A 19,804-nucleotide genomic window follows, 5' to 3' on the forward strand; every position below is an offset into this window, starting at 1 on the left:
GATCTGAACCGAAACGGGACACCACCTGTGTCTCCCGCCGCAGAGGCTTGGTTATCCCCGCATCCCGATGCTAAATTTCGCGTTAACTGACGGGACTAACCCACCGTCATCGCGCGAACGCGCCCGTGCCATTGCACGGCGCTCAGCAAACAGGGGATTTTTCGATGCGCCTTAGCCTGATCCTTGCCGGCGCCGCCGCCATGCTCGCCACCACCGCCCCCGCCCTCGCCCATCCGGGTGAAGAGATGGCCCCGCCGATGCCGGCACCGATGTCCGGCCCGCAGCAGCACTATGCGCCCTATGATTCCGCCGCGCGCGATGCCTGGCTGGCGGATTGCCGCCAGCGCCTGTCCTCGCGCGATAACGGCGTGGGCGGGGCGCTGATCGGCGGCGCGGTGGGCGCGCTTGCCGGTAATCGCATCGCCGGACGCGGCAATCGCACCGTCGGCACCATTGCCGGCGCGGCGGTGGGTGCCGTCGCCGGCACCGTGATCGACAAGGCCGAAGATCGCGGCCGCAACCGCGACGAGTGCGAGGCCTACCTCGACGATTACTATGCCCGATATACCCAGCCGGGCTACGGCTATCCCGGGTATGGTTATGGCTACCCCGCCGGCTACGGCTACGGGTACGCGCAGGGCGGCTGCTGCATGGCGCAGCCGATGATGATGGTCCCGGTCATGATGGTGCCGGTGGTGCAGCCCAAGCCCGAGTGCAAGGAAACCGTCGAATACGTGACCGAATGGGTCCCGGCCCGCCGCCACAAGCGCGTCTACCGCCCGAGCAAGATCGTCCCGGACAAGCGCACCAAGCTGGTGCCGATGAAGTAATAATATTTTACTTCAATTACTTATCGAAGAAAGCCTGTTCGTGTCGAGCGAAGTCGAGACACGCTGCACCCGTGTCTCGACTTCGCTCGACACGAACGGCGCTCGGAGGCGTGAGGGCCAACCTCTTGCCCTGCTCAGATTGTTCCGCCTGACAGCCGCTGGCAGATCAGGTCAAGCTGGTCGAGCGTGGTATAGCGGATCGTTACCGTGCCCGATCGCGGGTCGGCATCGGCCTGGATCTTGACCGGCAGACCCAGCACTTCTTCAAGGTGACCCTGGACAGCCGCGATATCGGCATCGTCAGCCGCATTGCGCGAGGGGCGTGCGCGGCGGACGGCGGGGGTAGCATCGCCGCGCATCACCTTGCGGACCTGCTTTTCGACGTCACGCACCGAAAGCTGCTTGTCCACCGCCGTCTGGGCGATATCGATCGCATCGTCGCAGCCGATCAGCGCGCGGGCGTGGCCCATCGACAGGCGGCCGCATTCGACAAGGTCCAGCACCTCCTCGGGCAGCGCCAGCAAGCGCTGGAAGTTGGCGACATGGCTGCGGCTCTTGTCGACCATCCGGGCGATTTCGGCCTGGGTCATGTTCTCCAGCTCGGCCAGCCGGTTGTAGGCGCGCGCTTCTTCGACCGGATTGAGGTCTTCACGCTGCAGGTTCTCGATCAGCGCCAGCGCCATCACCTCGCGCTCGGTCAGCTCGCGGACCAGCGCCGGGATCTCGTGCAGCCGCGCCTTCTGGGCGGCCCGCCAGCGGCGTTCGCCGGCAACCAACTGGTAGCGGCCGGCGTGCGGCCGGACGATCACCGGCTGGATCACCCCGCGCTGCGCGATCGATGCGGCCAGTTCCTCCAGCGCGGCCTCGTCGAACCGGCGACGCGGCTGGTCCGGGTGCGGGACAATATCGGCGATCGGCAGGACCATCAGGCCGGCGGCGCTGGGCCGCGCGCCGGAGACGACGGTGCCGCCCTCACCCGGCTCGCCGCCGCCGGCGGAAGCCACGGGTGCCTCGCGGCGGGTTTCCCCCAGCAGCGCGCCAAGCCCACGGCCCAGCCCCTTCGGCTTTTGGCGCACGGCGGCGGCCGGGGCGGTGATGCGCACGATCTGATCGTCGTTCATGCCGCTTTCCTCTTCTCGGGCAGTCTGGACAGCAGTTCACGGGCCAACGCCATGTAGGCCCGGCTGCCCGCGCAGGTGTGGTCATAGATCAGCGCCGGCACGCCGTGGCTGGGTGCTTCAGACAGGCGCACGTTGCGCGGAATGGTGGTTTCGAACACCAGATTGCCAAGGCAACTGCGCACATCCTCCGATACCTGCTCGGTCAGGCGGTTGCGCCGGTCGAACATCGTCAGGGCAATGCCGATGATGCCAAGGTCCGAATTGAACCGCTGCTGCACCCGCTCCACCGTCTGCAGAAGCTGGCTGAGCCCTTCGAGCGCAAAGAACTCGCATTGCAGCGGCACCAGCAGCGTATCCGCTCCGCACAGCGCGTTCAGCGTAAGCAGGCCGAGCGACGGCGGGCAATCGATCAGGCACACATCATAGCCCAGATCGGGACGCAGTGCCTGCGACAGGCGATAGGCGCGGTCTTCCTCGCCCACCAGTTCCACTTCCGCGCCGGACAGGTCCTGCGTGGCGGGAAGCAGATCGAGGTTGGGGATGCGGCTCGTCATCACCGCATCCATGATCGGCATGCGATCGACCAGCACGTCATAGGACGAGCGCTCCCGGTCTGCGGCATAGACGCCGATCCCGGTCGAGGCGTTGCCTTGCGGATCGAGATCGACCAGCAGGGTTTTCCACCCCGTCGCCGCCAGCGCGGTGGCGACGTTGATGGCGGTGGTGGTCTTGCCGACGCCGCCCTTCTGGTTGGCAATCGCGATGCGGATCATGGGGCCTTACCTCTTGGTCATGCCTGCAAGCGTGCCGACGACGATTCCCGCCTGCGGGTCCGTCAGCGATTGTTCCACGTGGAACATATGCTGCCACTTTCTAAGCTGTGACAATTCTTGACCGGCGGACTGCCCCTTCGGCAACAGCCAACGGGTGTGCGCTGTGGAAAAGCGTGCGGATAAGCCCAGCAGTTTGTCCAACGGCGCAAAAGCACGCGCGGATATGACAGAAACCGGACGGGTTTCGACCATTTCGAGCCGCAACCCGATCACTTGCGCACGATCAAGACCCATCGCCAACCGCGCGCGTTCGAGCCAGGCGATTCGCCGGGCGCGCGATTCGACCATCAGCACTTCAGCCTGCGGACGCAGTGCCGCGATCACGAGGCCGGGGAACCCCGCCCCGGTGCCAAGGTCCAGCCAAGGGCCCGGCAATACCTCCGGCGCATAGGCCAGCAACTGCGCGCTATCGACGATGTGGCGCACCCACACCGATTCGAGGCTGGCAGCGGAGACGAGGTTCTGGCGGCTGTTCTCGTCGATCAGAAGTTCGACCAGCAGTTCCAGGCGGGCCATCGCCGCATCGTCGACGCCGGGCAAGGCGCGCACCCATTCGCGCGCGGCGTTCTCATCCGCGATCATGCCGCGCGCCGCCGGGCCCGCACCAGCAGCGCCGAGAGCGCCGCCGGGGTGATCCCGGCGATCCGCCCTGCCGCTGCCAGCGTTGCCGGCCGCGCGGCGCTGAGACGCTCGACCATCTCGCGCGACAGCCCTGCCACCTCGTCATAGGGGAAGTCATCGCCCAGCGGCAGCGCCTCGCTGGCGCGCAATTCGCGCAGCTCGCGCTCCTGCCGGTCAAGGTACGGCGCGTAGGCGGCATCCTCGCCGACTTCCTCGGCCAGGGCGGGATCGTCGATCAGCCCGGCATCGAGCCAAGGGGACAGCGCCGAAAGATCGACCCCATCGAAGCGCAACCACTCGCGCAGGGTCATACGCCCGGCATCGGCGCGCACCGGAAGACCGGCGGCTTGCAGCGCGGAGCCGGTTTCGCTGCGATCCAGCGCCTGCTCCAGCGCGGCACGCGCGCTCTCGCGCCGCTCGAACCATTCCCGGCGCGCCGGGCCCACCGCACCGCACGACAACGCCAGCGGGGTCAGGCGGGTGCCGGCGTTGTTCGCGCGCAACCGCAGGCGATACTCGGCCCGCGCCGTCAGCATGCGATAGGGTTCGGACACGCCATGGAGGGTCAGGTCGTCGATCATCACCGCCATGTAGCTGTTGGCCCGATCGAGCGCGGGCCCCGGGCGACCCAGCACATGCGCGGCCGCATGAAGCCCCGCGACCAGCCCCTGTGCGGCCGCCTCCTCATATCCGGTTGTCCCGTTGATCTGCCCGGCGCACCACAGACCGGGCATCGCGCGCAGTTCCAGCGTCGGGCGCAGCGCACGCGGATCGATATGATCGTATTCGACGGCATAGCCCGGAACGACGATCTCCACCGCTTCCAGCCCGTCCATGGTCCGCATCATCGCCAACTGGACATCAGCGGGGAGCGAAGTGCTGACACCATTGGGGTAGACCAGATGGGTGCTCAGGCCTTCCGGCTCCAGGAAGATCTGGTGGCCGTCCCGATCGGCGAAGCGGTGAATCTTGTCCTCGATCGACGGGCAATAGCGCGGCCCCCGCGCGCCGATGGCACCGCTGAACAGCGGCGAGCGATGCAGGTTGGCGCGGATGGTATCGTGGGTGGCCGGATTGGTTCGGGTGATGGCGCAGAACACCTGCGGGTTCACGCGCCGGGGTTCCATGGCCGACATCGTCCAGGGATCGCTGTCCGATGGCTGCTCTTCCAGCCGGGCCCAGTCGATCGTCCGCCCGTCCAGTCGGGGCGGGGTTCCGGTCTTGAGCCGGGCCATCGGCAGATCGGCATCGCGCAGTTGCGCGGCCAAACGCTGGGCGCTGGCTTCGCCGATCCGCCCGCCCTCCATCCGCTCCTCTCCGCGAAACAGCGTCCCGCCAAGGAAAGTGCCGGTGCACAGGATCACGGCCGGCGCAACCAGCGCGGTGCCATCGGCCAGCTCGATGCCGCTCACCCTGCCCGCATCTATTCGCAAGGCCGCCGCTTCGCCCGCCACCAGCGTCAGATCGCCCTGCTCCTTGAGCAGCCGATGGATCGCCGCCTTGAACAGCCGCCTGTCCGCCTGCACACGCGGGCCCTGCACGGCGCTGCCCTTGGAGCGATTGAGCATGCGATAGTGGATCGCGGCAGCGTCCGCCGCGCGGCCGATCAATCCGTCGAAGGCATCGACCTCGCGGACCAGATGGCCCTTGCCCAACCCGCCGATCGCCGGGTTGCAGCTCATCGCGCCGACGGCATCGAGGTCGAAGCTGACCAGCGCCGTGCGCGCGCCCATGCGCGCGGCAACGGCCGCCGCCTCGCAACCGGCGTGACCGCCGCCGATGACAATCACGTCGAAGGAATGCATGCCCGGCGCTTACTCCACCGCGCGCGCGCGGTCAAAGCCGCTGGTGTGTTCCACGTGAAACAATGCCGCTCATTTGCCGATGCAGAAGCGGCCAAACAGCGCGTCGAGCATGTCCTCTGTGGTCGATCGGCCGATCAGGGCATCGAACGACAGCCGCGCTAGCCGCAGCCCCTCGGCGACGATCAGCGGATCGCCCGAGCCGCAGGCGATGCCCAGCCCGTCCGCCGCCTGCCCGATCAGCCGGTGCTGCCTGGCATTCAGGGCCACAGCCCCTCCCTTCGGCAGCAGCGTCGCGGCAGTGGCGATGAGGTCATCGCGCAATGCTTCCATACCCGCGCCGGTGATCGCCGAGATGGCGTGCCGGGGGGTGCGCTTGCCCGGTCCGCCCGTGCGGTCAGTCTGCGCGGTGATCTCCCAGGCCCCCGCAGGACCCTCCCCTTCCGGCCCCAGCCACAGCACGATGTCGGCCTGGCCCAGCGCATCGCGCGCGCGGGCGATGCCGATCGCTTCGATGCTGTCGTCGGTCTCATCGCGCAGCCCGGCGGTATCGATGAAGGTGAACGGAATGCCCGCCAGCGCGATCGGCCGGGTCAGAACATCGCGGGTGGTGCCGGCCAACGGAGTGACGATCGCTGCGCTCTCATCCCCCACCAGCGCGTTGAACAGCGTGCTCTTGCCGGCGTTAGGCGGGCCGGCCAGCGCCACCCGGATGCCGTCGCGCAGCGCCTCTGCGCGGGGGCGGGCCAGCCATTCGCAAAGTTCCACGTGGAACATTTCCAACCCGGCGCGAAAGTCGGCGGGCAGTTCGCCAACGTCATCCTCGTCATCGAAATCGAGCGCGGCCTCGACGCTCGCCGAGGCCGTCAGCACGCGATCGCGCCATTGCTCCACCTGCTTCGAGAACGCCCCGCCCGCCAGCGCCATCGCGCTGCGCCGTTGCAACTCGGTCTCGGCGGACAGCAGATCGGCGAGCCCTTCGGCTTCGGCCAGATCGATGCGGCCATTGGCAAAGGCCCGGCGGGTGAACTCCCCCGGCGTGGCCCGGCGCAAAACCGCACCGCCCAGATCGAGCGCCGCCAGCGCATTCTCTACCGCGGCGACCACCGCCCTGCCGCCGTGCAGATGGAGTTCGGCCAGGTCCTCACCGGTCGCCGTCGCCGGACCCGGAAAGTACAGCACCAGCGCACGGTCAAGCTCGCCTTCAGCCGCTCGCAAAGTGCGGAACGACGCCCGGCGCGGCGACGGCAAGCTCCCCGCCAGCGCCGTCAGCGCGGTAGCAGCCGCGGGCCCTGAAATGCGTACCACGGCAATCGCGGCGGGAGGCATCCCGCTCGACAAGGCAAAGATGGTGTCGTCCATGGCAATACAGGCGTGAATGTCTGCGCTTCGGCCCGCCGCCAAATGGCGCGGGCGACCCGGCTCAGCCGTCCTTCTTGCGCGAAGTGCCGGTCCCCATCGCGGCACCGCTCATCGCCATGGCCGCGCCGCTTTCCAGGAATTGCTGAAACATCTTCAGCCCGATCTGGCCCATCGGGGTGATCGATTTGGTCAGTTCCTGAAGCTGGTCGAAGCTGCCGACGCCCTGCATCGCCTTGGTCAGCGCATCGACATAGACCTCGTTCGCGCGGGTCACATCAGGCAGGCCGAGAAAGCGACGCGCTTCTTCCGGCGAGCATTCGATCTCGACGTTCACCTTCATCGTCGCCTCCTATGCGGGAAATTCCATCTTGCTGACACAACCGCTTGGCAAAGTCCAACTTTCGCGCCTAGTTTCCCGACAAAACCGCGCATCACCGCATCCTGAAGGAGCCAGAGGAATGTCCACCAACACCGCGATTCCGACCCTTGACGGCAAAGGTTCCATCCCGGCCTACGTCGTCAAGCCCGAAGGCACCCCACGCGGCGCGATCATCGTCCAGCAGGAGATTTTCGGCGTCAATCCCGGCATCATGCAAAAGGCGCAAGGCTGGGCGGCCAAAGGCTATCTGGCCGTCGCACCGGACACCTTCTGGCGGCAGCAACCCGGCATCGAGCTGGAGCCGGAAAACCCTGGCGAGTTCGAGAAGGCGGTCGCACTGATGACCGCGCACGATTTCGACCTTGGGATGCAAGACATCGAAGCGGTGATCCACTGGATCCGCAACGAGGCCGGCGTCGCCAAAGTAGCGCTGATCGGCTTCTGCATGGGCGGCAAGATCGCCTATATGACCGCGACCCGTACCGATATCGATGCCTCGGTCGGCTACTACGGCGTCATGATCGATCAGATGCTGGGCGAAAAGCACGCTATCGCCCGCCCGCTCATGCTGCACATTCCCACCGCCGACGGGTTTGTCGGGCCCGAAGCGCAAAAGGCCATGCATGAAGGGCTGGACGATCATCCGCGCGTGACCTTGCACGATTACGAAGGGCTCGATCACGGCTTCGCTGCCGAGATGGGTTCGCGCCGCGACGAGGAAGGTGCACGGCTGGCCGACAGCCGCACCGAGGCGTTCATCGCCGAACATATCGGCTAAGGCAGCGCACCGGAAATGGTGGCTCCGCGCTACTTCGTGCCGCTGGCGGTCGTGGTCCTCACGGCCGCCGGGTTCGCCATCGCCGCCACGCGATGGACCGTGTGGATCATGGTCCCGGTGCTGCTGCTGACCTTGTGGGACTTCCTGCAGGGCCGCCATGCCCTGCGCCGCAACTATCCGCTGATCGCCCGCGTCCGCTGGCTGTTCGAAGACCTGCGCCCGTTCATCCGCGCCTACGTCGTCGAGAGCGACCGCGAGGGCCGTCCATTCACAATCGACGAGCGCGGCCTCGTCTATGCCCGCGCCAAGGGTGAGGTTTCCACTCACCCCTTCGGCACCGAACTCGACGTCTATTCCGACGAATACGAATGGCTCGGCCACTCGATCACCCCGACCGAGGAAGCGCCCGATACCTGGCACGTGCGGATCGGCGGCGAAAGCTGCACCCGCCCGTACCATTCCGCCCTGCTCAACATTTCGGCGATGAGCTTCGGCTCGCTGTCGGCCAACGCCATCCAGGCGCTGAACAAGGGCGCGGCGATGGGCGGGTTTGCCCACGATACCGGCGAGGGATCGATCTCGCGCTACCACCGCATCCACGGCGGCGATCTGATCTGGGAAATCGGCAGCGGCTATTTCGGCTGCCGCCACCGCGATGGCTCCTTCAACGAGGAACTGTTCGCGCAGCAGGCCGCCAGCGATCAGGTGCGGATGATCGAGATCAAGCTGAGCCAGGGTGCCAAGCCCGGCCATGGCGGCGTGCTTCCCGGTGCCAAGGTAACCGAGGAAATCGCCGAGGCACGCAAGGTGGAAGTCGGCGAGGATTGCCTGTCTCCCGCCGCCCATTCCACGTTCTCCACGCCTGTCGGCCTGCTCGAATGGGTCGAGCAACTGCGTGATCTGTCCGGTCGCAAGCCGGTCGGCATCAAGCTGTGCGTCGGCCAGCCGCACGAAGTGTTCGCGCTGGTCAAGGCGATGGTCGAAACGCGGATCACGCCTGATTTCATCGTCGTCGACGGGGCCGAGGGCGGCACCGGAGCCGCCCCGCAGGAGCTGACCGACAACGTCGGCATGCCGCTGCGCGAAGGGCTGATCCTGATGCGCAATGCGCTGGTCGGCACAGGGCTCAAGGATCGCGTCCGATTGGGCGCTTCGGGTCGCATTCATTCGGGTGCCGGCATGGCCCGCGCCTTTGCGCTGGGGGCGGACTGGTGCAACGCTGCCCGCGCCTTCATGTTCTCGCTCGGCTGTGTCCAGTCGATGAAGTGCCACACCGGCGATTGCCCGACCGGCGTCGCCACCCAGGTCGGCTGGCGACAAAAGGGCCTTGTGGTCGATGACAAGGCGGAACGGGTCGCCCGGTTCCAGAAGGAAACCCTGAAAGCGCTGCGCGAGATCGTTGTCGCGATGGGCTATGACAGCCCGTGGGACCTGACCCAGCACGACATCTACCAGAGGATCGACAGCGCGCGGGCCGGGGCGATCGACGAAGTCTATCGCTTCCTCAAACCCGGTGAACTCTTGCAGGCCCCCGAACAGACCCAATATGCCCGTTCCTGGCGGGTATCGAGTGCGGAGACGTTCCGCAGGGTACTATGATTTGTTTTCAATGGGTTATATGAAATGATCGATGGTTACAGGATGGTCGTGCGGCAGTTTGGCGGCCCCGATGCGATCGAGCGCGAGGCGTTCCGGATCGGATCGCCCGGCCCCGGCGAAGTCCTGATCGAAACCGAGGCGGTCGGGCTCAACTTCATCGATACCTATTATCGCAAGGGGCTGTACCCCGCCGCCGTACCGTTCTGCCTGGGCTCGGAAAGCGCCGGCCGCGTGATAGCCGTCGGTGACGGAGTGAGCACGATCGTGCCGGGCGATCGCATTGCCACGGTGCGCAGCGGCGGGGCCTACGCCAGCCACCGGCTGATCCCGGCCGACGAGGCGGTCAAGGTGCCGGCCGGGGTCGATGCCGCAACCGTGGCGGCGATCCTGCTGAAAGGCCTGACAACCAGCTATCTGACCGAGGAGACCTACATTCCCGCGCCGGGGCAGATCGCGCTGGTGCATTCGGCAGCGGGCGGGGTCGGATCGCTGCTGGTGCCCTGGCTGATCGACAAGGGCGTGACCGTGATCGCCCATGCCGGGACACCCGAAAAGGCGGCGGGCATTGTAGCCACGCACGCCCTCTCCTGCCCGTTCGACCAGCTTGCCGCTGCGGTCCACGACTTGACCGGCGGCGCACTGTGCGACGTTGTCTACGACGGGGTAGGCGCGACATCCTGGGAAGCCTCGATCGCCAGCCTCAAGAAACGCGGCATGATGGTCAGCTTCGGCAATGCGTCAGGCCCGGTCCCGCCGGTTTCGCTGCTCGACATCATGCGGGCGGGATCGCTCTACATCACCCGGCCGACGCTGTTCGACTATATCGCCACGAACGACACGCTGACGACGAACGCCGACCGACTGTTCAATCGGCTGCGGCGCGGCGTGATCCGGGCCGGCATTGGCCAGACATTTGCGCTTGCGGAGGCCGCTGAGGCGCATCGGGCGCTGGAGGGACGGGAGACTACCGGGTCCACCGTCCTCCTGCCCTGAGCAGCCTTAAAGCAGCGATGAGATGCCAAGCTGCGGATCTATCCAGCCTTCGTAGATCATCTTGATCGCGACATAGACGATCACCGCCAGCCCCAGCCAGCCGATCCAGCGGAAGCGTTCGATGTAGCGGGCGATGAAATTGGCAGCGAGGCCCATCAGCGCGACCGCGACGATCAGCCCGACGATCAGGATACCGGGATGGTCCCGGGCAGCACCGGCTACACCCAGCACGTTGTCGATCGACATCGATACGTCGGCAACCGCCACCGAAAGCGCCGCGCTGGCAAACGTCTTGGACGCGGGCAGGCCGGAATGCTCATCGCCCTCGATTTCCGGCGAACCGTGCGAATGGACGTCGGCACCGCCGTGGCTGTGCAGTTCGCGGTACATCTTCCACGCGACCCACAGCAGCAGCAGGCCACCCGCGAACACCAGACCGACGATCCCCAGCAGCCAGGTGACCATCAGGGCAAAGGCGACGCGCAGGACCAATGCGGCGATCACGCCGATGGCGATGACCTTCTTGCGCTGATCCGCCGGCAGCCCCGCCGCCAGCGCGCCGACCACGATCGCATTGTCCCCCGCCAGCACTACGTCGATCATCAGCACCTGCAGGAACGCCGAAAGCGCCGCCGGTTCGGTGATATTGGAGAAATCGTCGACGATATGCTGCCACAGCTCCACCGGACTCTGGACGGCCGGCGCTGCGGCGGCCAGGATATTCAACAGGTCCAAGATTGTCTCCGTTCCTGCTTACTGGTTCATCGTCGCGAAGAAATCCTCGTTGGTCTTGGAATCCTTCATCTTGTCGAGCAGGAATTCCATCGCATCGATCGTGCCCATCTGCATGAGGATGCGGCGCAGCACCCACATCTTGGTGAGCTGATCCTTGGGAACCAGCAGTTCTTCCTTGCGGGTGCCGGACTTTCCGACATCCAGCGCCGGGAAGATGCGCTTGTCCGCGACCTTGCGGTCCAGCACGATTTCCGAGTTGCCGGTGCCCTTGAACTCTTCGAAGATCACTTCGTCCATGCGGCTGCCGGTATCGATCAGTGCCGTGGCGATGATCGACAGCGATCCGCCTTCCTCGATGTTGCGGGCGGCACCAAAGAAGCGCTTGGGACGCTGCAGGGCATTGGCATCGACGCCGCCGGTCAGCACCTTGCCGGAGCTGGGCACCACCGTGTTGTAGGCCCGGCCAAGGCGGGTGATCGAGTCCAGCAGGATCACCACGTCGCGCTTGTGTTCGACCAGGCGCTTGGCCTTCTCGATCACCATTTCGGCGACCTGGACGTGACGGCTGGCAGGTTCGTCGAAGGTCGAGGAGATCACCTCGCCCTTCACGCTGCGCTGCATGTCGGTGACTTCCTCGGGGCGTTCGTCGACCAGCAGGACGAGCAGGAACACCTCGGGGTGGTTGTCGGTGATCGCCTTGGCGATGTTCTGCAGCAGCACCGTCTTGCCGGTGCGCGGCGGTGCCACGATCAGCGCGCGCTGGCCCTTGCCCTGCGGGCTGATGAGATCGATCACCCGGGCCGACTTGTCCTTGACCGTCGGGTCCGAGCCATCGAGCTTGAGCCGACGATCGGGATAGAGCGGCGTCAGGTTGTCGAAATTGACGCGGTGGCGGACCACATCGGGATCGTCGTAGTTGACGCTGATCAGCTTGGTGATGGCAAAATAGCGCTCGCCGTCCTTGGGGGCGCGGATTTCGCCTTCGACCGTATCGCCGGTGCGCAGGCCCCATTTGCGGACCTGGTTGGGCGAAACGTAGATATCGTCAGGACCGGCCAGATAGTTGGCCTCGGGGCTGCGCAGGAAGCCGAAGCCGTCGGTCAGCACTTCGATCGTGCCCTGACCGACGATTTCCTCGCCGTCCTCGGCCACTTCCTTGAGAATGCCGAACATCAGGTCCTGGCGGCGCATGGTGGATGCACCCTCGACGCCCAGATCCTCTGCCATTTCGACCAGTTCGGCCGCGTTTTTCGTTTTCAGTTCTTTGAGATGCATGATTTTTGTAAATTCCGGATGGAAACAGTTTGATTGCGGCCGGCGGGATCAATGGGCTTGGGGAAAGCGGATCCGGGCAAGCGAACGGGTTCGCGCACCCCGTGCCGGGACGGTTTCTAGATAGTCGCAGCAGGGGTGCTGGTCAACGGATCATCGACCGGACGTGGGCAAATGCGGCGGACGGACGGTCAGAACGGCTTCACGATCACCAGGATCACCACCACCACCGCCACCAGCCCCGGCACCTCGTTCAGCAGCCGCAGGGCCTTGCCCGAAAGCTTGCGTTCGCCGCGCGCCAGCTTCTTCGCATAGCCTGTCAGCCAGCCGTGATAGCCCGAAAGCGCCACCACCAGCAGAAGCTTGGCGTGGAACCACCCCTGGGCAAAAGCACCGATGCTGGACGCCAGCAGCAGCCCGAACACCCACACCGCGATCAGCGACGGGGTGAGGATGATCTTGCGCAGCTTGGCCTCGCGATCGACCCAGCGCGCTTCCTCGGCCGAGCCGGGCTCGCTTTCCTGATGGTAGACGAAATAGCGCGGCAGCATGAACAGGCCGGCCATCCAGAAGATCACGAAGATCACGTGGCCGGCCTTGAGCCAGGGGTACAAGCTTGCCAGAACCTGCTCCATCGCCTCGAAAACCTTTCAGACTATCAGGGCCGTTGCCAGCCGCGGACGGCGGCGATCAACTGCTCGACATGGGCGATCGGGGTGTGCTGGCCGATGCCGTGGCCGAGGTTGAAGACATGGGGCCGGTCGGCGAAGGCATCAAGCACCCTGCCCACCTGCACATCCAGCTCGGGGCCGCCCGATAGCAGCAGCAGCGGGTCGAGATTGCCCTGCACCGGCATTGCGGCGGGCAAAGTGGCGGCGGCCCAGACCGGATCGATGGTTTCGTCCACCCCCACCGCGTCCACCCCGGTCTCGCGCGCATAGGCGGCGAGCTTTTCGCCCGCGCCCTTGGGGAAACCGATGATCGGCGTATCGGGATGCCGCGCCTTCACGGCACTGGCGATGGCGGCATTGGGCGCGATCACCCAGCGTTCGAACTGCGCCGGCGACAGCGATCCGGCCCAGCTATCGAACAGTTGCACCGCTTCGGCCCCGGCGACGATCTGGCCGGACAGGTACTCAACCGTCACGCCCACGATCGCGTCGATGATCGCCTGGAAAGCGGCCGGATCGCGATAGGCCATCGCCCGCGTCTCGTGATGATCGCGACTGCCCTCACCCGCCACCATATAGGTCGCGACGGTCCAGGCGCTGCCGGCAAAACCCAGCATCGTCTCTCCGGCAGACAGCGCCGCGCGCACCTTGGCCACAGTCTCATAGATCGGCGAAAGGCGTTCGGGGACCGCGGCGAGGCTGTCCAGCGCGTGATCGACAAGGCGCGGCGACAGGCGCGGGCCTTCGCCGGCAAGGAATTCGAGGTCCTGGCCCATCGCATAAGGCACGATCAGGATATCGGAGAACAGGATCGCGCCATCGAACCGGAACCGGCGCAGCGGCTGCAGCGTTATCTCGGCCGCAGCATCGGTATCGTACACCAGCGCCAGGAAGCCGCCCTTTTCCGCCCGCAACGCACGGTATTCGGGCAGATAGCGCCCCGCCTGGCGCATGAGCCACATCGGACGCTTTGCCAGATTGGCGCCGCGCAGGGTTTCAAGAAGAGGGCCAGGCATCGATGAGGGTCCGCTCAAAATAATAAAAAGAGATATATTTAAGAAGGATGATGGAGTCTGTTGGCCCTGTGGATACTGGGGACGGGGCGGCATTGCCCGATTTGTGCCCGGCTGGCCAGTCCCAAACCGGCCTACCGACTCCGGGCTGTGGTTGAGTCAAACGGATGTTGTCCGCCTTATCCCCAGCCTGTGGATCGCGTAGCGCCCCTGTCCACAAACGGGCAGTGCAATTGCCGGTAACGGGCATGGAATCGCGGTTTGGATTGTCCCCCGAGTTGTCAGCCGAGTGTTCCCGTGGTTATGCATGGGTTTGTCCACAAGCCCCGGGTCCTGATCGCACATGGCGCGTTTCCACCTTCATCTCCTCTCGGATTCGACCGGCGAAACGCTGGAGATGATCGCCAAGGCGGCGCTCGCCCAGTTCGATGACGATACCGACGTCCAGCGCCACTTCTGGCCCATGGTCCGCTCGCACCAGCACCTCGACCGGATCATGAAGGACATCGCCGAAACGCGCGGACTGGTGTTCTTCACCCTCGTCAACGAAGATACCCGCAAGGCGCTGCAGGAACGCTGCCAGGCGCTGGACATCCCGGCGCTGGCCGTGCTCGATGGCGTGACCGATGCGCTGGAAGCGATGCTGGGCCAGGAAGCCAAGGGCCGTCCCGGCCGCCAGCACCGGCTGGACGATGCCTATTTCGCGCGGGTCGAAGCGATCCAGTTCACCATCGCCCATGATGACGGGATCGCCTGGGATGATTGGGAGGAAGCGCATATCGTGCTGGCGGGCGTTTCGCGCACCAGCAAGACGCCCACCAGCATCTATCTCGCCAATCGCGGCTACAAGGTCGCCAATATCCCGATCGTGGTGGAAAGCCCGCCGCCCCCTGCCCTCTATGGGCTCAAGCGCCCGTTGGTGGTCGGGCTGACCACAGCGCCCGAACGGCTGATCCAGATCCGTCGCAACCGTCTGCTGTCGCTCAGCCAGTCGCCCGACACCGATTACGTCAAGAGCGAGCGGGTGGAGGACGAGATCAAGTTCGCCCGGCGCATGTTCGCGGACAATTCGTGGCCGGTGATCGACGTCACCCGGCGCTCGATCGAGGAAACCGCGGCGGCGGTGATCAACCTCTACAACGAACGGATCGCCGCCGGGGCGCAAGGGCCGACCGGGCCCAAGCCGATCTGACCCCGCATTACAGACAGGACCCGCCAAGGATGATTCTCGCTTCCAACAGCGCCTCGCGCCGGGCGATGCTCGAAGCGGCGGGCCTGTCGTTCGCCAGCCAACCCGCAGACGTGGACGAACGCGCGCTGGAAGCGGCGCTGGCCGGTGCGCCGGCGGCAACGGTGGCGCTGGAGCTGGCCCGCGCCAAGGCGCTCGCGGTTTCGGCCACGCAGCCGGGTGAACTGGTACTGGGCAGCGATTCGCTGGTGGTGTGCGATGGCCGGCGGTTCGACAAGCCCGCCAGCCGTGCACAGGCGGCCGAACATTTGCGCGCCTTTTCCGGCAAGGTTATGCACTTGCATAGCGCGGCGGCGCTGGCGCGCGATGGCGTGGTGCTGTGGTCCGCCCCGGATCTGGCGGCGCTGCACGTGATCGCGATGTCGCCTGAATTCATCGCCGCCTATCTCGATGCCGAATGGCCCGCAGTGGCGGGCTGTGTCGGCGTGTTCCGCATCGAGGCGCGCGGGGTGACGCTGTTCGAGCGAATCGAGGGCGACTATTTCACCATCCTGGGCATGCCGCTGATGAAAGTGCTGGGTGCACTGCGCGATCTGGGGGAGCTGGCGCGATGACGACGCCTTATGCCGAAGTGATCGGCAACCCCATCGCCCAGTCCAAGTCGCCCGCTATCCATGGGTTCTGGCTTTCCGCGCTGGGCCTGGCCGGGCGCTATGACCGGGCCCTCGTCGAAACCGCTTCACCCGCTGACTACATCACCGCGCGGCGCACGGACGCCGCCTGGCGCGGCTGCAATGTCACCATGCCGCACAAGCAATCGGTGATGCCGCTGCTCGACCGGCTCGATCCGCTGGCAGCGCGGGTCGGTGCGGTGAATACCGTGATCCCTGCGGAGGACGGCACGCTGACCGGCTACAACACCGATGTGCCGGGCTTCTGGGAACCGCTGGCCGGCCGATCCTTTGCCAGCGCGCTCGTCGTCGGCGCGGGCGGTGCGGCGCGCGCCGTCCTGGCGGCGCTGGCAGATGCCGGGGTGGCGACCATCACCCTCCAGAACCGCAGCCTGGCCAAGGCCGAGGCGCTGCTGGCCGAATTCGGCATCGCCGGGACGGTCGAGCCGATCGGCACCGCAGGCACTGCGGTGGACCTGCTGGTCAACACCTCGGCGATGGGCATGGTCGGGCAAGCGCCCTTCCCGCTCGATCTGCTCGGCCGGGTGCGGGAAACCGGCGTGGTCTACGATATCGTCACCAGTCCGCTCGATACCGCGCTGCTGATCGCGGCGCGCCAGCGCGGGCTGGCGACGGTGGATGGGCTGGCGATGCTGATCGGCCAGGCAGACCACGCTTTCCGCCGGTTTTTCGGCGCGGTTCCGCCGCGCGAACGCGATGCCGAATTGCGCAAAGTATTGACGGCATGACCGCGGGCCAGCCCTTCGTGCTCGGCCTCACCGGCTCCATCGGCATGGGCAAGTCCACCGTGGCGGGCATGCTGCGCGCGCTCGATGTGCCGGTATTCGATGCCGACGCCGCCGTCCACCAACTGCAAGGCCCGGGCGGCGTACTGCTGGCCCCGATCGAGGCCGAATTTCCCGGCTCGACCGGTCCGCAAGGGGTGGAGCGGGTGAAGCTGGGGGCCATGGTGTTCGGCAACCCCGCCGCCCTCGCCCGGCTTGAAGCGATCGTTCACCCGGCGGTCCATCGCATGCGCGCCGATTTCGTGCGCGAATATGCGCAGGCACCGCTGCTGGTCTTCGATATCCCGCTGCTGTTCGAAAAGGGCCGCGATCCCCGGATCGATGCGGTCGCGGTGGTCTCTGCCCCCGCCGAAACGCAGAGGGCCCGGGTGCTGGCCCGGCCGGGAATGACCGAGGAAAAGTTCGAGCGCATCCTCGGCCTCCAGGTGCCCGACGCGCAGAAGCGGCAACTGGGCGATTATGTCATCGACACCGGCCTTTCCCTGGCCGACACGCGGGCGCAGGTCGAGGCGCTGGTTCGCCGCTTGCGCGGCTGAAGCTAAAGTACGGTGGCCTGACTTTTCGTCGTCCCGGGCTTTGACCCGGTACCCCGCTTCTTTCCTGGAAAAAGCGCTTCGCAAGCGGGGCCCCGGGTCGAAGCCCGGGGTGACGATGACGGGATGAAGCTTCCATCCAGGCCGTTCAGATTTATCCTGTGATGGCCCTTGCGCCCCGCCCGCATGAGGCAGATATGTGACGTAATGCGAGAGATCATCTTCGATACGGAGACGACCGGTCTGGATCCCAAGACCGGAGACCGGCTGGTCGAGATCGGCTGCATCGAAATGGTCAATCGGGTCACCACCGGCCGCACCTTCCACGTCTATGTAAACCCCGAAAGGGACATGCCGGCCGAAGCCGAAGCGGTCCACGGCCTGTCCGCCGCGTTCCTGGCCGACAAGCCGCGCTTTGCCGAAGTGGCGGCGGATTTCCTCGAATTCATCGGCGATGCGCCGATGGTGGCGCACAATGCCGGCTTCGATTTCGGCTTCATCAACGCCGAACTCAGGCTTTGTGGCCTGCCCGAGGTCGATCGCGGCCGGATGGTCGATACGGTTGCGCTCGCCCGTGTGCGCCATCCCGGGGCCAAGCTCTCGCTCGATGCGCTGTGCAGCCGCTACGGCATCGATCGCAGCCACCGCACCCTGCACGGCGCGCTGCTCGATGCCGAACTGCTGGCGCAGGTTTATGTCGAATTGCGCGGCGGCCGCCAGATCGGTCTGGAACTGGTCGCCGAAACCACCGAAATCGTGACGGAAATCAAGGTCCTCGTCCGAACGGACCGGCAATACCGTCAGCCGCGTCCCCACGCGGCCACCGCTGAGGAACTCGCCGCGCATGCGATCTTCCTCCAGTCGGTCGATGCCCCGCTCTGGGGCACTTGAGCTCTAGCAAGAGGAGAATACGCCCATGGATATCCGCGTTTCCGGTCATCAGGTCGATACGGGTGCAGCCCTTCAGACCCACGCCAGCGAGCGACTGACTGCGATCATCGCGAAGTATTTCAACCGGGCGCTGTCGTCGCACGTGACGTTCGGCCGAGCGCCTGCCGGCGCGTTCCGATGCGACATCATCATGCATGTCATGCAGAACCTCGTGCTCAAGGGCACCGGCGTCGCCCATGACGCGCACATCGCGCTCGATCAGGCTTCGGAAAAGATCGACAAGCAGCTTCGCCGTTACAAGCGCCGCCTCAAGGACCGTCACGAACAGACGGCTTTCGTCGCCGCTGCCGAAGAAGCCGCGTACACCATCTTCGAGGAACCGCCGGTCGACCACGAGGAAGAGGTCGAGATGGACGCGCCGGTCGTCATCGCCGAGACCCGCGTGGACGTTCCCGAAGCCACCGTTTCGGATGCGGTGATGATGCTCGACTTGCGCAATACCACCGCGCTTCTGTTCAAAAACGCTGGCACTGGCCGCCATAATATGGTTTACCGCCGCGGCGACGGGTCGATCGGCTGGGTTGAACCGCACTGAGTTCGCAGGCGCATGCCTGCGGTGCTCGCTTCTGGCCCCCAGGCGCCATCCAGATCGGAGGAGAGGGTCCAGCTTCCGGAACGTCCGGAAGCTGGCTTTGTGCAGCAATCGTAAACCGATCGAGATTAGAACAAGAAGTGCGATGAGTAGTCTCTTCACTCTGCTGCCCGATGCCGTTGCCATTGACAGCGCGGACAGCAAGAACGCCATTCTGGATCGGCTGTCGGGCCTCTTTGCAGAGGTCTATCAGCTCGATCGCAAGGCCGTCCTGGCCCGCATCGTCGAGCGTGAGCAGCTCGGCAGCACGGGATTCGGGCGGTCGATTGCGATTCCGCATGCGCGCCTTCCCGGACTCAGCCGTCCGGTCGCCGCCTTCATCCGGCTGGCCGCTCCGGTCGAATTCGATGCCGCCGACGGCATGCCGATCGATCTGGTGTTCGGCCTGCTGTCGCCCGAAGGGGCCGGTGCCACCCATCTCCACGCCTTGGCTGCCATTTCCCGGCTGATGCGCGATGATCGCATGCACGCCGCCCTGCTGGCCGCCCCCGGCCACGAGGCGCTGTTCAGCCTGCTCAGCAACTCGATCGATCGCGATGCTGCCTGACGAAAAGTCCGCGACGGGCGCGGTTCCGTCGATCCCCGGCCCCTCCACCCCCGGCGCGGCGCGGCACTGGCGCGCGTTGGAGAGCCTCTATGCCTCCGCCCCCGTCAACCGGCTGTTCCGCTCGCACATCAACATCGACGGCGAAGGGCTGGCCTGCATCACCTTCGATGTTGACGAGACCTGCTTCCACGCTGCCGGTGCGGCGCACGGGACGATCTATTTCAAGATGCTGGATGATGCCGCGTTCTATGCGGCGAATACGCTGGTGACCGACCGGTTCCTGCTGACCACATCGTTCAACCTTCATTTCAGCCAGCCGATCCGGGGCGGCCGCATCGTTGCCGAAGGCCGGTGGGTCAGCGGCCGTCGCCGGGTGCTGGTGGCGGAATCGCGGCTGGTCGATGCCGATGGCGAAGAAGTGGGGCGCGGCACCGGCACCTTCATGCGCTCGCACATCGCCCTTTCCGGCCTGCCCGGGTACGCCGCACCGCGCGGCGATTGAACGG

22 protein-coding genes are annotated in these 19,804 nt (G+C 65.9%); 12 read left to right on the forward strand and 10 right to left on the reverse strand.

Translation table 11 applies throughout. From position 1 onward, the window contains the following. Nucleotides 1-164 precede the first annotated feature (164 nt). Nucleotides 165-830, forward strand: coding sequence for a glycine zipper 2TM domain-containing protein (locus IE122_RS10095; protein ID WP_189621046.1), 666 nt, complete (start codon nt 165-167; stop codon nt 828-830). A gap of 134 nt (nt 831-964) precedes the next feature. Here the strand turns inward: IE122_RS10095 and IE122_RS10100 are convergent, their stop codons facing one another. The 6 genes from IE122_RS10100 to IE122_RS10125 form a co-directional block, all read right to left on the reverse strand. Further along, a complete protein-coding gene (locus IE122_RS10100) occupies nt 965-1,951 on the reverse strand; it encodes a ParB/RepB/Spo0J family partition protein (RefSeq protein WP_189621047.1) in 987 nt (328 codons plus the stop codon). Next, entirely contained in the window at nt 1,948-2,724 is a 777-nt protein-coding gene (locus tag IE122_RS10105; RefSeq protein WP_189621048.1) for a ParA family protein, read from the reverse strand. Before IE122_RS10105 ends, IE122_RS10100 begins: the two co-directional genes overlap by 4 nt. Before the next feature lie 6 nt (nt 2,725-2,730). Further along, entirely contained in the window at nt 2,731-3,366 is a 636-nt protein-coding gene (gene rsmG, locus IE122_RS10110) for a 16S rRNA (guanine(527)-N(7))-methyltransferase RsmG (protein WP_189621049.1), read from the reverse strand. Continuing rightward, nucleotides 3,363-5,210 (reverse strand): tRNA uridine-5-carboxymethylaminomethyl(34) synthesis enzyme MnmG, encoded by a 1,848-nt coding sequence (gene mnmG / locus IE122_RS10115; protein ID WP_189621050.1) that lies wholly within the window; start codon nt 5,208-5,210, stop codon nt 3,363-3,365. Before mnmG ends, rsmG begins: the two co-directional genes overlap by 4 nt. 69 nt (nt 5,211-5,279) lie before the next feature. Then, nucleotides 5,280-6,569 carry a tRNA uridine-5-carboxymethylaminomethyl(34) synthesis GTPase MnmE gene (gene mnmE, locus IE122_RS10120; protein WP_189621051.1) on the reverse strand — a complete coding sequence of 430 codons (1,290 nt, stop codon included), beginning with the start codon at nt 6,567-6,569 and terminating at the stop codon, nt 5,280-5,282. A 61-nt stretch (nt 6,570-6,630) separates the two neighbouring features. Then, nucleotides 6,631-6,909 (reverse strand): DUF6489 family protein, encoded by a 279-nt coding sequence (locus IE122_RS10125; protein ID WP_189621052.1) that lies wholly within the window; start codon nt 6,907-6,909, stop codon nt 6,631-6,633. 118 nt (nt 6,910-7,027) lie between these two features. Between IE122_RS10125 and IE122_RS10130 the strand changes: the two genes are divergently transcribed. The 3 genes from IE122_RS10130 to IE122_RS10140 are packed head-to-tail and all read left to right on the forward strand — an operon-like array spanning nt 7,028 to nt 10,318. Next, entirely contained in the window at nt 7,028-7,726 is a 699-nt protein-coding gene (locus IE122_RS10130) for a dienelactone hydrolase family protein (protein ID WP_189621053.1), read from the forward strand. A 15-nt stretch (nt 7,727-7,741) separates the two neighbouring features. Continuing rightward, nucleotides 7,742-9,325, forward strand: a complete 1,584-nt coding sequence (locus IE122_RS10135; protein WP_189621054.1) for an FMN-binding glutamate synthase family protein — start codon at nt 7,742-7,744, stop codon at nt 9,323-9,325. Nucleotides 9,326-9,349: 24 nt separating this feature from the next. Beyond that, nucleotides 9,350-10,318, forward strand: a complete 969-nt coding sequence (locus tag IE122_RS10140; protein ID WP_189621055.1) for a quinone oxidoreductase family protein — start codon at nt 9,350-9,352, stop codon at nt 10,316-10,318. Nucleotides 10,319-10,324: 6 nt separating this feature from the next. On the opposite strand, the gene IE122_RS10145 is transcribed toward IE122_RS10140, so the two are convergent. The 4 genes from IE122_RS10145 to hemE all read right to left on the reverse strand — a co-directional run bounded on the left by IE122_RS10145 (nt 10,325) and on the right by hemE (nt 14,012). Continuing rightward, the gene (locus IE122_RS10145; RefSeq protein ID WP_189621056.1) at nt 10,325-11,053 is read right to left on the reverse strand and encodes a TerC family protein; all 729 of its coding nucleotides are present in this window, start codon (nt 11,051-11,053) and stop codon (nt 10,325-10,327) included. 18 nt (nt 11,054-11,071) lie between these two features. Continuing rightward, the gene (gene rho / locus IE122_RS10150; RefSeq protein WP_189621057.1) at nt 11,072-12,328 is read right to left on the reverse strand and encodes a transcription termination factor Rho; all 1,257 of its coding nucleotides are present in this window, start codon (nt 12,326-12,328) and stop codon (nt 11,072-11,074) included. 188 nt (nt 12,329-12,516) lie between these two features. Next, a complete protein-coding gene (locus IE122_RS10155; protein ID WP_189621058.1) occupies nt 12,517-12,960 on the reverse strand; it encodes a CopD family protein in 444 nt (147 codons plus the stop codon). A gap of 23 nt (nt 12,961-12,983) precedes the next feature. Then, complete coding sequence (gene hemE, locus IE122_RS10160; protein WP_189621059.1) at nt 12,984-14,012, reverse strand: uroporphyrinogen decarboxylase; 1,029 nt, start codon at nt 14,010-14,012, stop codon at nt 12,984-12,986. Nucleotides 14,013-14,352: 340 nt separating this feature from the next. Here hemE and IE122_RS10165 point away from each other — a divergent pair, with 340 nt between their 5' ends. From IE122_RS10165 to IE122_RS10200, 8 genes are all read left to right on the forward strand, one after another. Then, nucleotides 14,353-15,201: a pyruvate, water dikinase regulatory protein gene (locus IE122_RS10165; protein ID WP_189621060.1), complete on the forward strand. Its 849-nt coding sequence runs from the start codon at nt 14,353-14,355 to the stop codon at nt 15,199-15,201. Between the two features lie 29 nt (nt 15,202-15,230). Then, nucleotides 15,231-15,812, forward strand: coding sequence for a Maf family protein (locus IE122_RS10170; RefSeq protein WP_189621061.1), 582 nt, complete (start codon nt 15,231-15,233; stop codon nt 15,810-15,812). Beyond that, entirely contained in the window at nt 15,809-16,618 is an 810-nt protein-coding gene (aroE, locus tag IE122_RS10175; protein ID WP_189621062.1) for a shikimate dehydrogenase, read from the forward strand. Before IE122_RS10170 ends, aroE begins: the two co-directional genes overlap by 4 nt. Then, a complete protein-coding gene (gene coaE, locus IE122_RS10180; protein ID WP_189621063.1) occupies nt 16,615-17,211 on the forward strand; it encodes a dephospho-CoA kinase in 597 nt (198 codons plus the stop codon). The genes aroE and coaE overlap by 4 nt, the downstream gene beginning before the upstream one ends. Before the next feature lie 204 nt (nt 17,212-17,415). After that, nucleotides 17,416-18,099 (forward strand): DNA polymerase III subunit epsilon, encoded by a 684-nt coding sequence (gene dnaQ / locus IE122_RS10185; RefSeq protein WP_189621064.1) that lies wholly within the window; start codon nt 17,416-17,418, stop codon nt 18,097-18,099. Between the two features lie 25 nt (nt 18,100-18,124). After that, the gene (gene hpf / locus IE122_RS10190) at nt 18,125-18,694 is read left to right on the forward strand and encodes a ribosome hibernation-promoting factor, HPF/YfiA family (RefSeq protein WP_189621065.1); all 570 of its coding nucleotides are present in this window, start codon (nt 18,125-18,127) and stop codon (nt 18,692-18,694) included. Between the two features lie 142 nt (nt 18,695-18,836). Continuing rightward, nucleotides 18,837-19,298, forward strand: coding sequence for a PTS sugar transporter subunit IIA (locus tag IE122_RS10195; protein WP_189621066.1), 462 nt, complete (start codon nt 18,837-18,839; stop codon nt 19,296-19,298). After that, nucleotides 19,288-19,800: a PaaI family thioesterase gene (locus tag IE122_RS10200; protein WP_189621067.1), complete on the forward strand. Its 513-nt coding sequence runs from the start codon at nt 19,288-19,290 to the stop codon at nt 19,798-19,800. Before IE122_RS10195 ends, IE122_RS10200 begins: the two co-directional genes overlap by 11 nt. Nucleotides 19,801-19,804 lie beyond the last annotated feature (4 nt).

Source organism: Novosphingobium colocasiae, from assembly GCF_014652555.1.
Classification (GTDB): Bacteria; Pseudomonadota; Alphaproteobacteria; order Sphingomonadales; family Sphingomonadaceae; genus Novosphingobium; species Novosphingobium colocasiae.

What these genes read in the sequence shown, in the direction of transcription:
- coaE (WP_189621063.1), top strand. Translation starts at nt 16,615, where the DNA reads ATGACCGCGGGCCAGCCCTTCGTGCTCGGCCTCACCGGCTCCATCGGC.
- IE122_RS10125 (WP_189621052.1), bottom strand. Translation starts at nt 6,909, where the DNA reads ATGAAGGTGAACGTCGAGATCGAATGCTCGCCGGAAGAAGCGCGTCGC.
- IE122_RS10140 (WP_189621055.1), top strand. Translation starts at nt 9,350, where the DNA reads ATGATCGATGGTTACAGGATGGTCGTGCGGCAGTTTGGCGGCCCCGAT.
- hpf (WP_189621065.1), top strand. Translation starts at nt 18,125, where the DNA reads ATGGATATCCGCGTTTCCGGTCATCAGGTCGATACGGGTGCAGCCCTT.
- IE122_RS10200 (WP_189621067.1), top strand. Translation starts at nt 19,288, where the DNA reads ATGCTGCCTGACGAAAAGTCCGCGACGGGCGCGGTTCCGTCGATCCCC.
- IE122_RS10170 (WP_189621061.1), top strand. Translation starts at nt 15,231, where the DNA reads ATGATTCTCGCTTCCAACAGCGCCTCGCGCCGGGCGATGCTCGAAGCG.
- IE122_RS10105 (WP_189621048.1), bottom strand. Translation starts at nt 2,724, where the DNA reads ATGATCCGCATCGCGATTGCCAACCAGAAGGGCGGCGTCGGCAAGACC.
- IE122_RS10165 (WP_189621060.1), top strand. Translation starts at nt 14,353, where the DNA reads ATGGCGCGTTTCCACCTTCATCTCCTCTCGGATTCGACCGGCGAAACG.
- IE122_RS10195 (WP_189621066.1), top strand. Translation starts at nt 18,837, where the DNA reads ATGAGTAGTCTCTTCACTCTGCTGCCCGATGCCGTTGCCATTGACAGC.
- IE122_RS10100 (WP_189621047.1), bottom strand. Translation starts at nt 1,951, where the DNA reads ATGAACGACGATCAGATCGTGCGCATCACCGCCCCGGCCGCCGCCGTG.
- aroE (WP_189621062.1), top strand. Translation starts at nt 15,809, where the DNA reads ATGACGACGCCTTATGCCGAAGTGATCGGCAACCCCATCGCCCAGTCC.
- IE122_RS10130 (WP_189621053.1), top strand. Translation starts at nt 7,028, where the DNA reads ATGTCCACCAACACCGCGATTCCGACCCTTGACGGCAAAGGTTCCATC.
- rho (WP_189621057.1), bottom strand. Translation starts at nt 12,328, where the DNA reads ATGCATCTCAAAGAACTGAAAACGAAAAACGCGGCCGAACTGGTCGAA.
- mnmG (WP_189621050.1), bottom strand. Translation starts at nt 5,210, where the DNA reads ATGCATTCCTTCGACGTGATTGTCATCGGCGGCGGTCACGCCGGTTGC.
- IE122_RS10095 (WP_189621046.1), top strand. Translation starts at nt 165, where the DNA reads ATGCGCCTTAGCCTGATCCTTGCCGGCGCCGCCGCCATGCTCGCCACC.
- hemE (WP_189621059.1), bottom strand. Translation starts at nt 14,012, where the DNA reads ATGCCTGGCCCTCTTCTTGAAACCCTGCGCGGCGCCAATCTGGCAAAG.
- dnaQ (WP_189621064.1), top strand. Translation starts at nt 17,416, where the DNA reads ATGCGAGAGATCATCTTCGATACGGAGACGACCGGTCTGGATCCCAAG.
- rsmG (WP_189621049.1), bottom strand. Translation starts at nt 3,366, where the DNA reads ATGATCGCGGATGAGAACGCCGCGCGCGAATGGGTGCGCGCCTTGCCC.
- IE122_RS10155 (WP_189621058.1), bottom strand. Translation starts at nt 12,960, where the DNA reads ATGGAGCAGGTTCTGGCAAGCTTGTACCCCTGGCTCAAGGCCGGCCAC.
- mnmE (WP_189621051.1), bottom strand. Translation starts at nt 6,569, where the DNA reads ATGGACGACACCATCTTTGCCTTGTCGAGCGGGATGCCTCCCGCCGCG.
- IE122_RS10135 (WP_189621054.1), top strand. Translation starts at nt 7,742, where the DNA reads ATGGTGGCTCCGCGCTACTTCGTGCCGCTGGCGGTCGTGGTCCTCACG.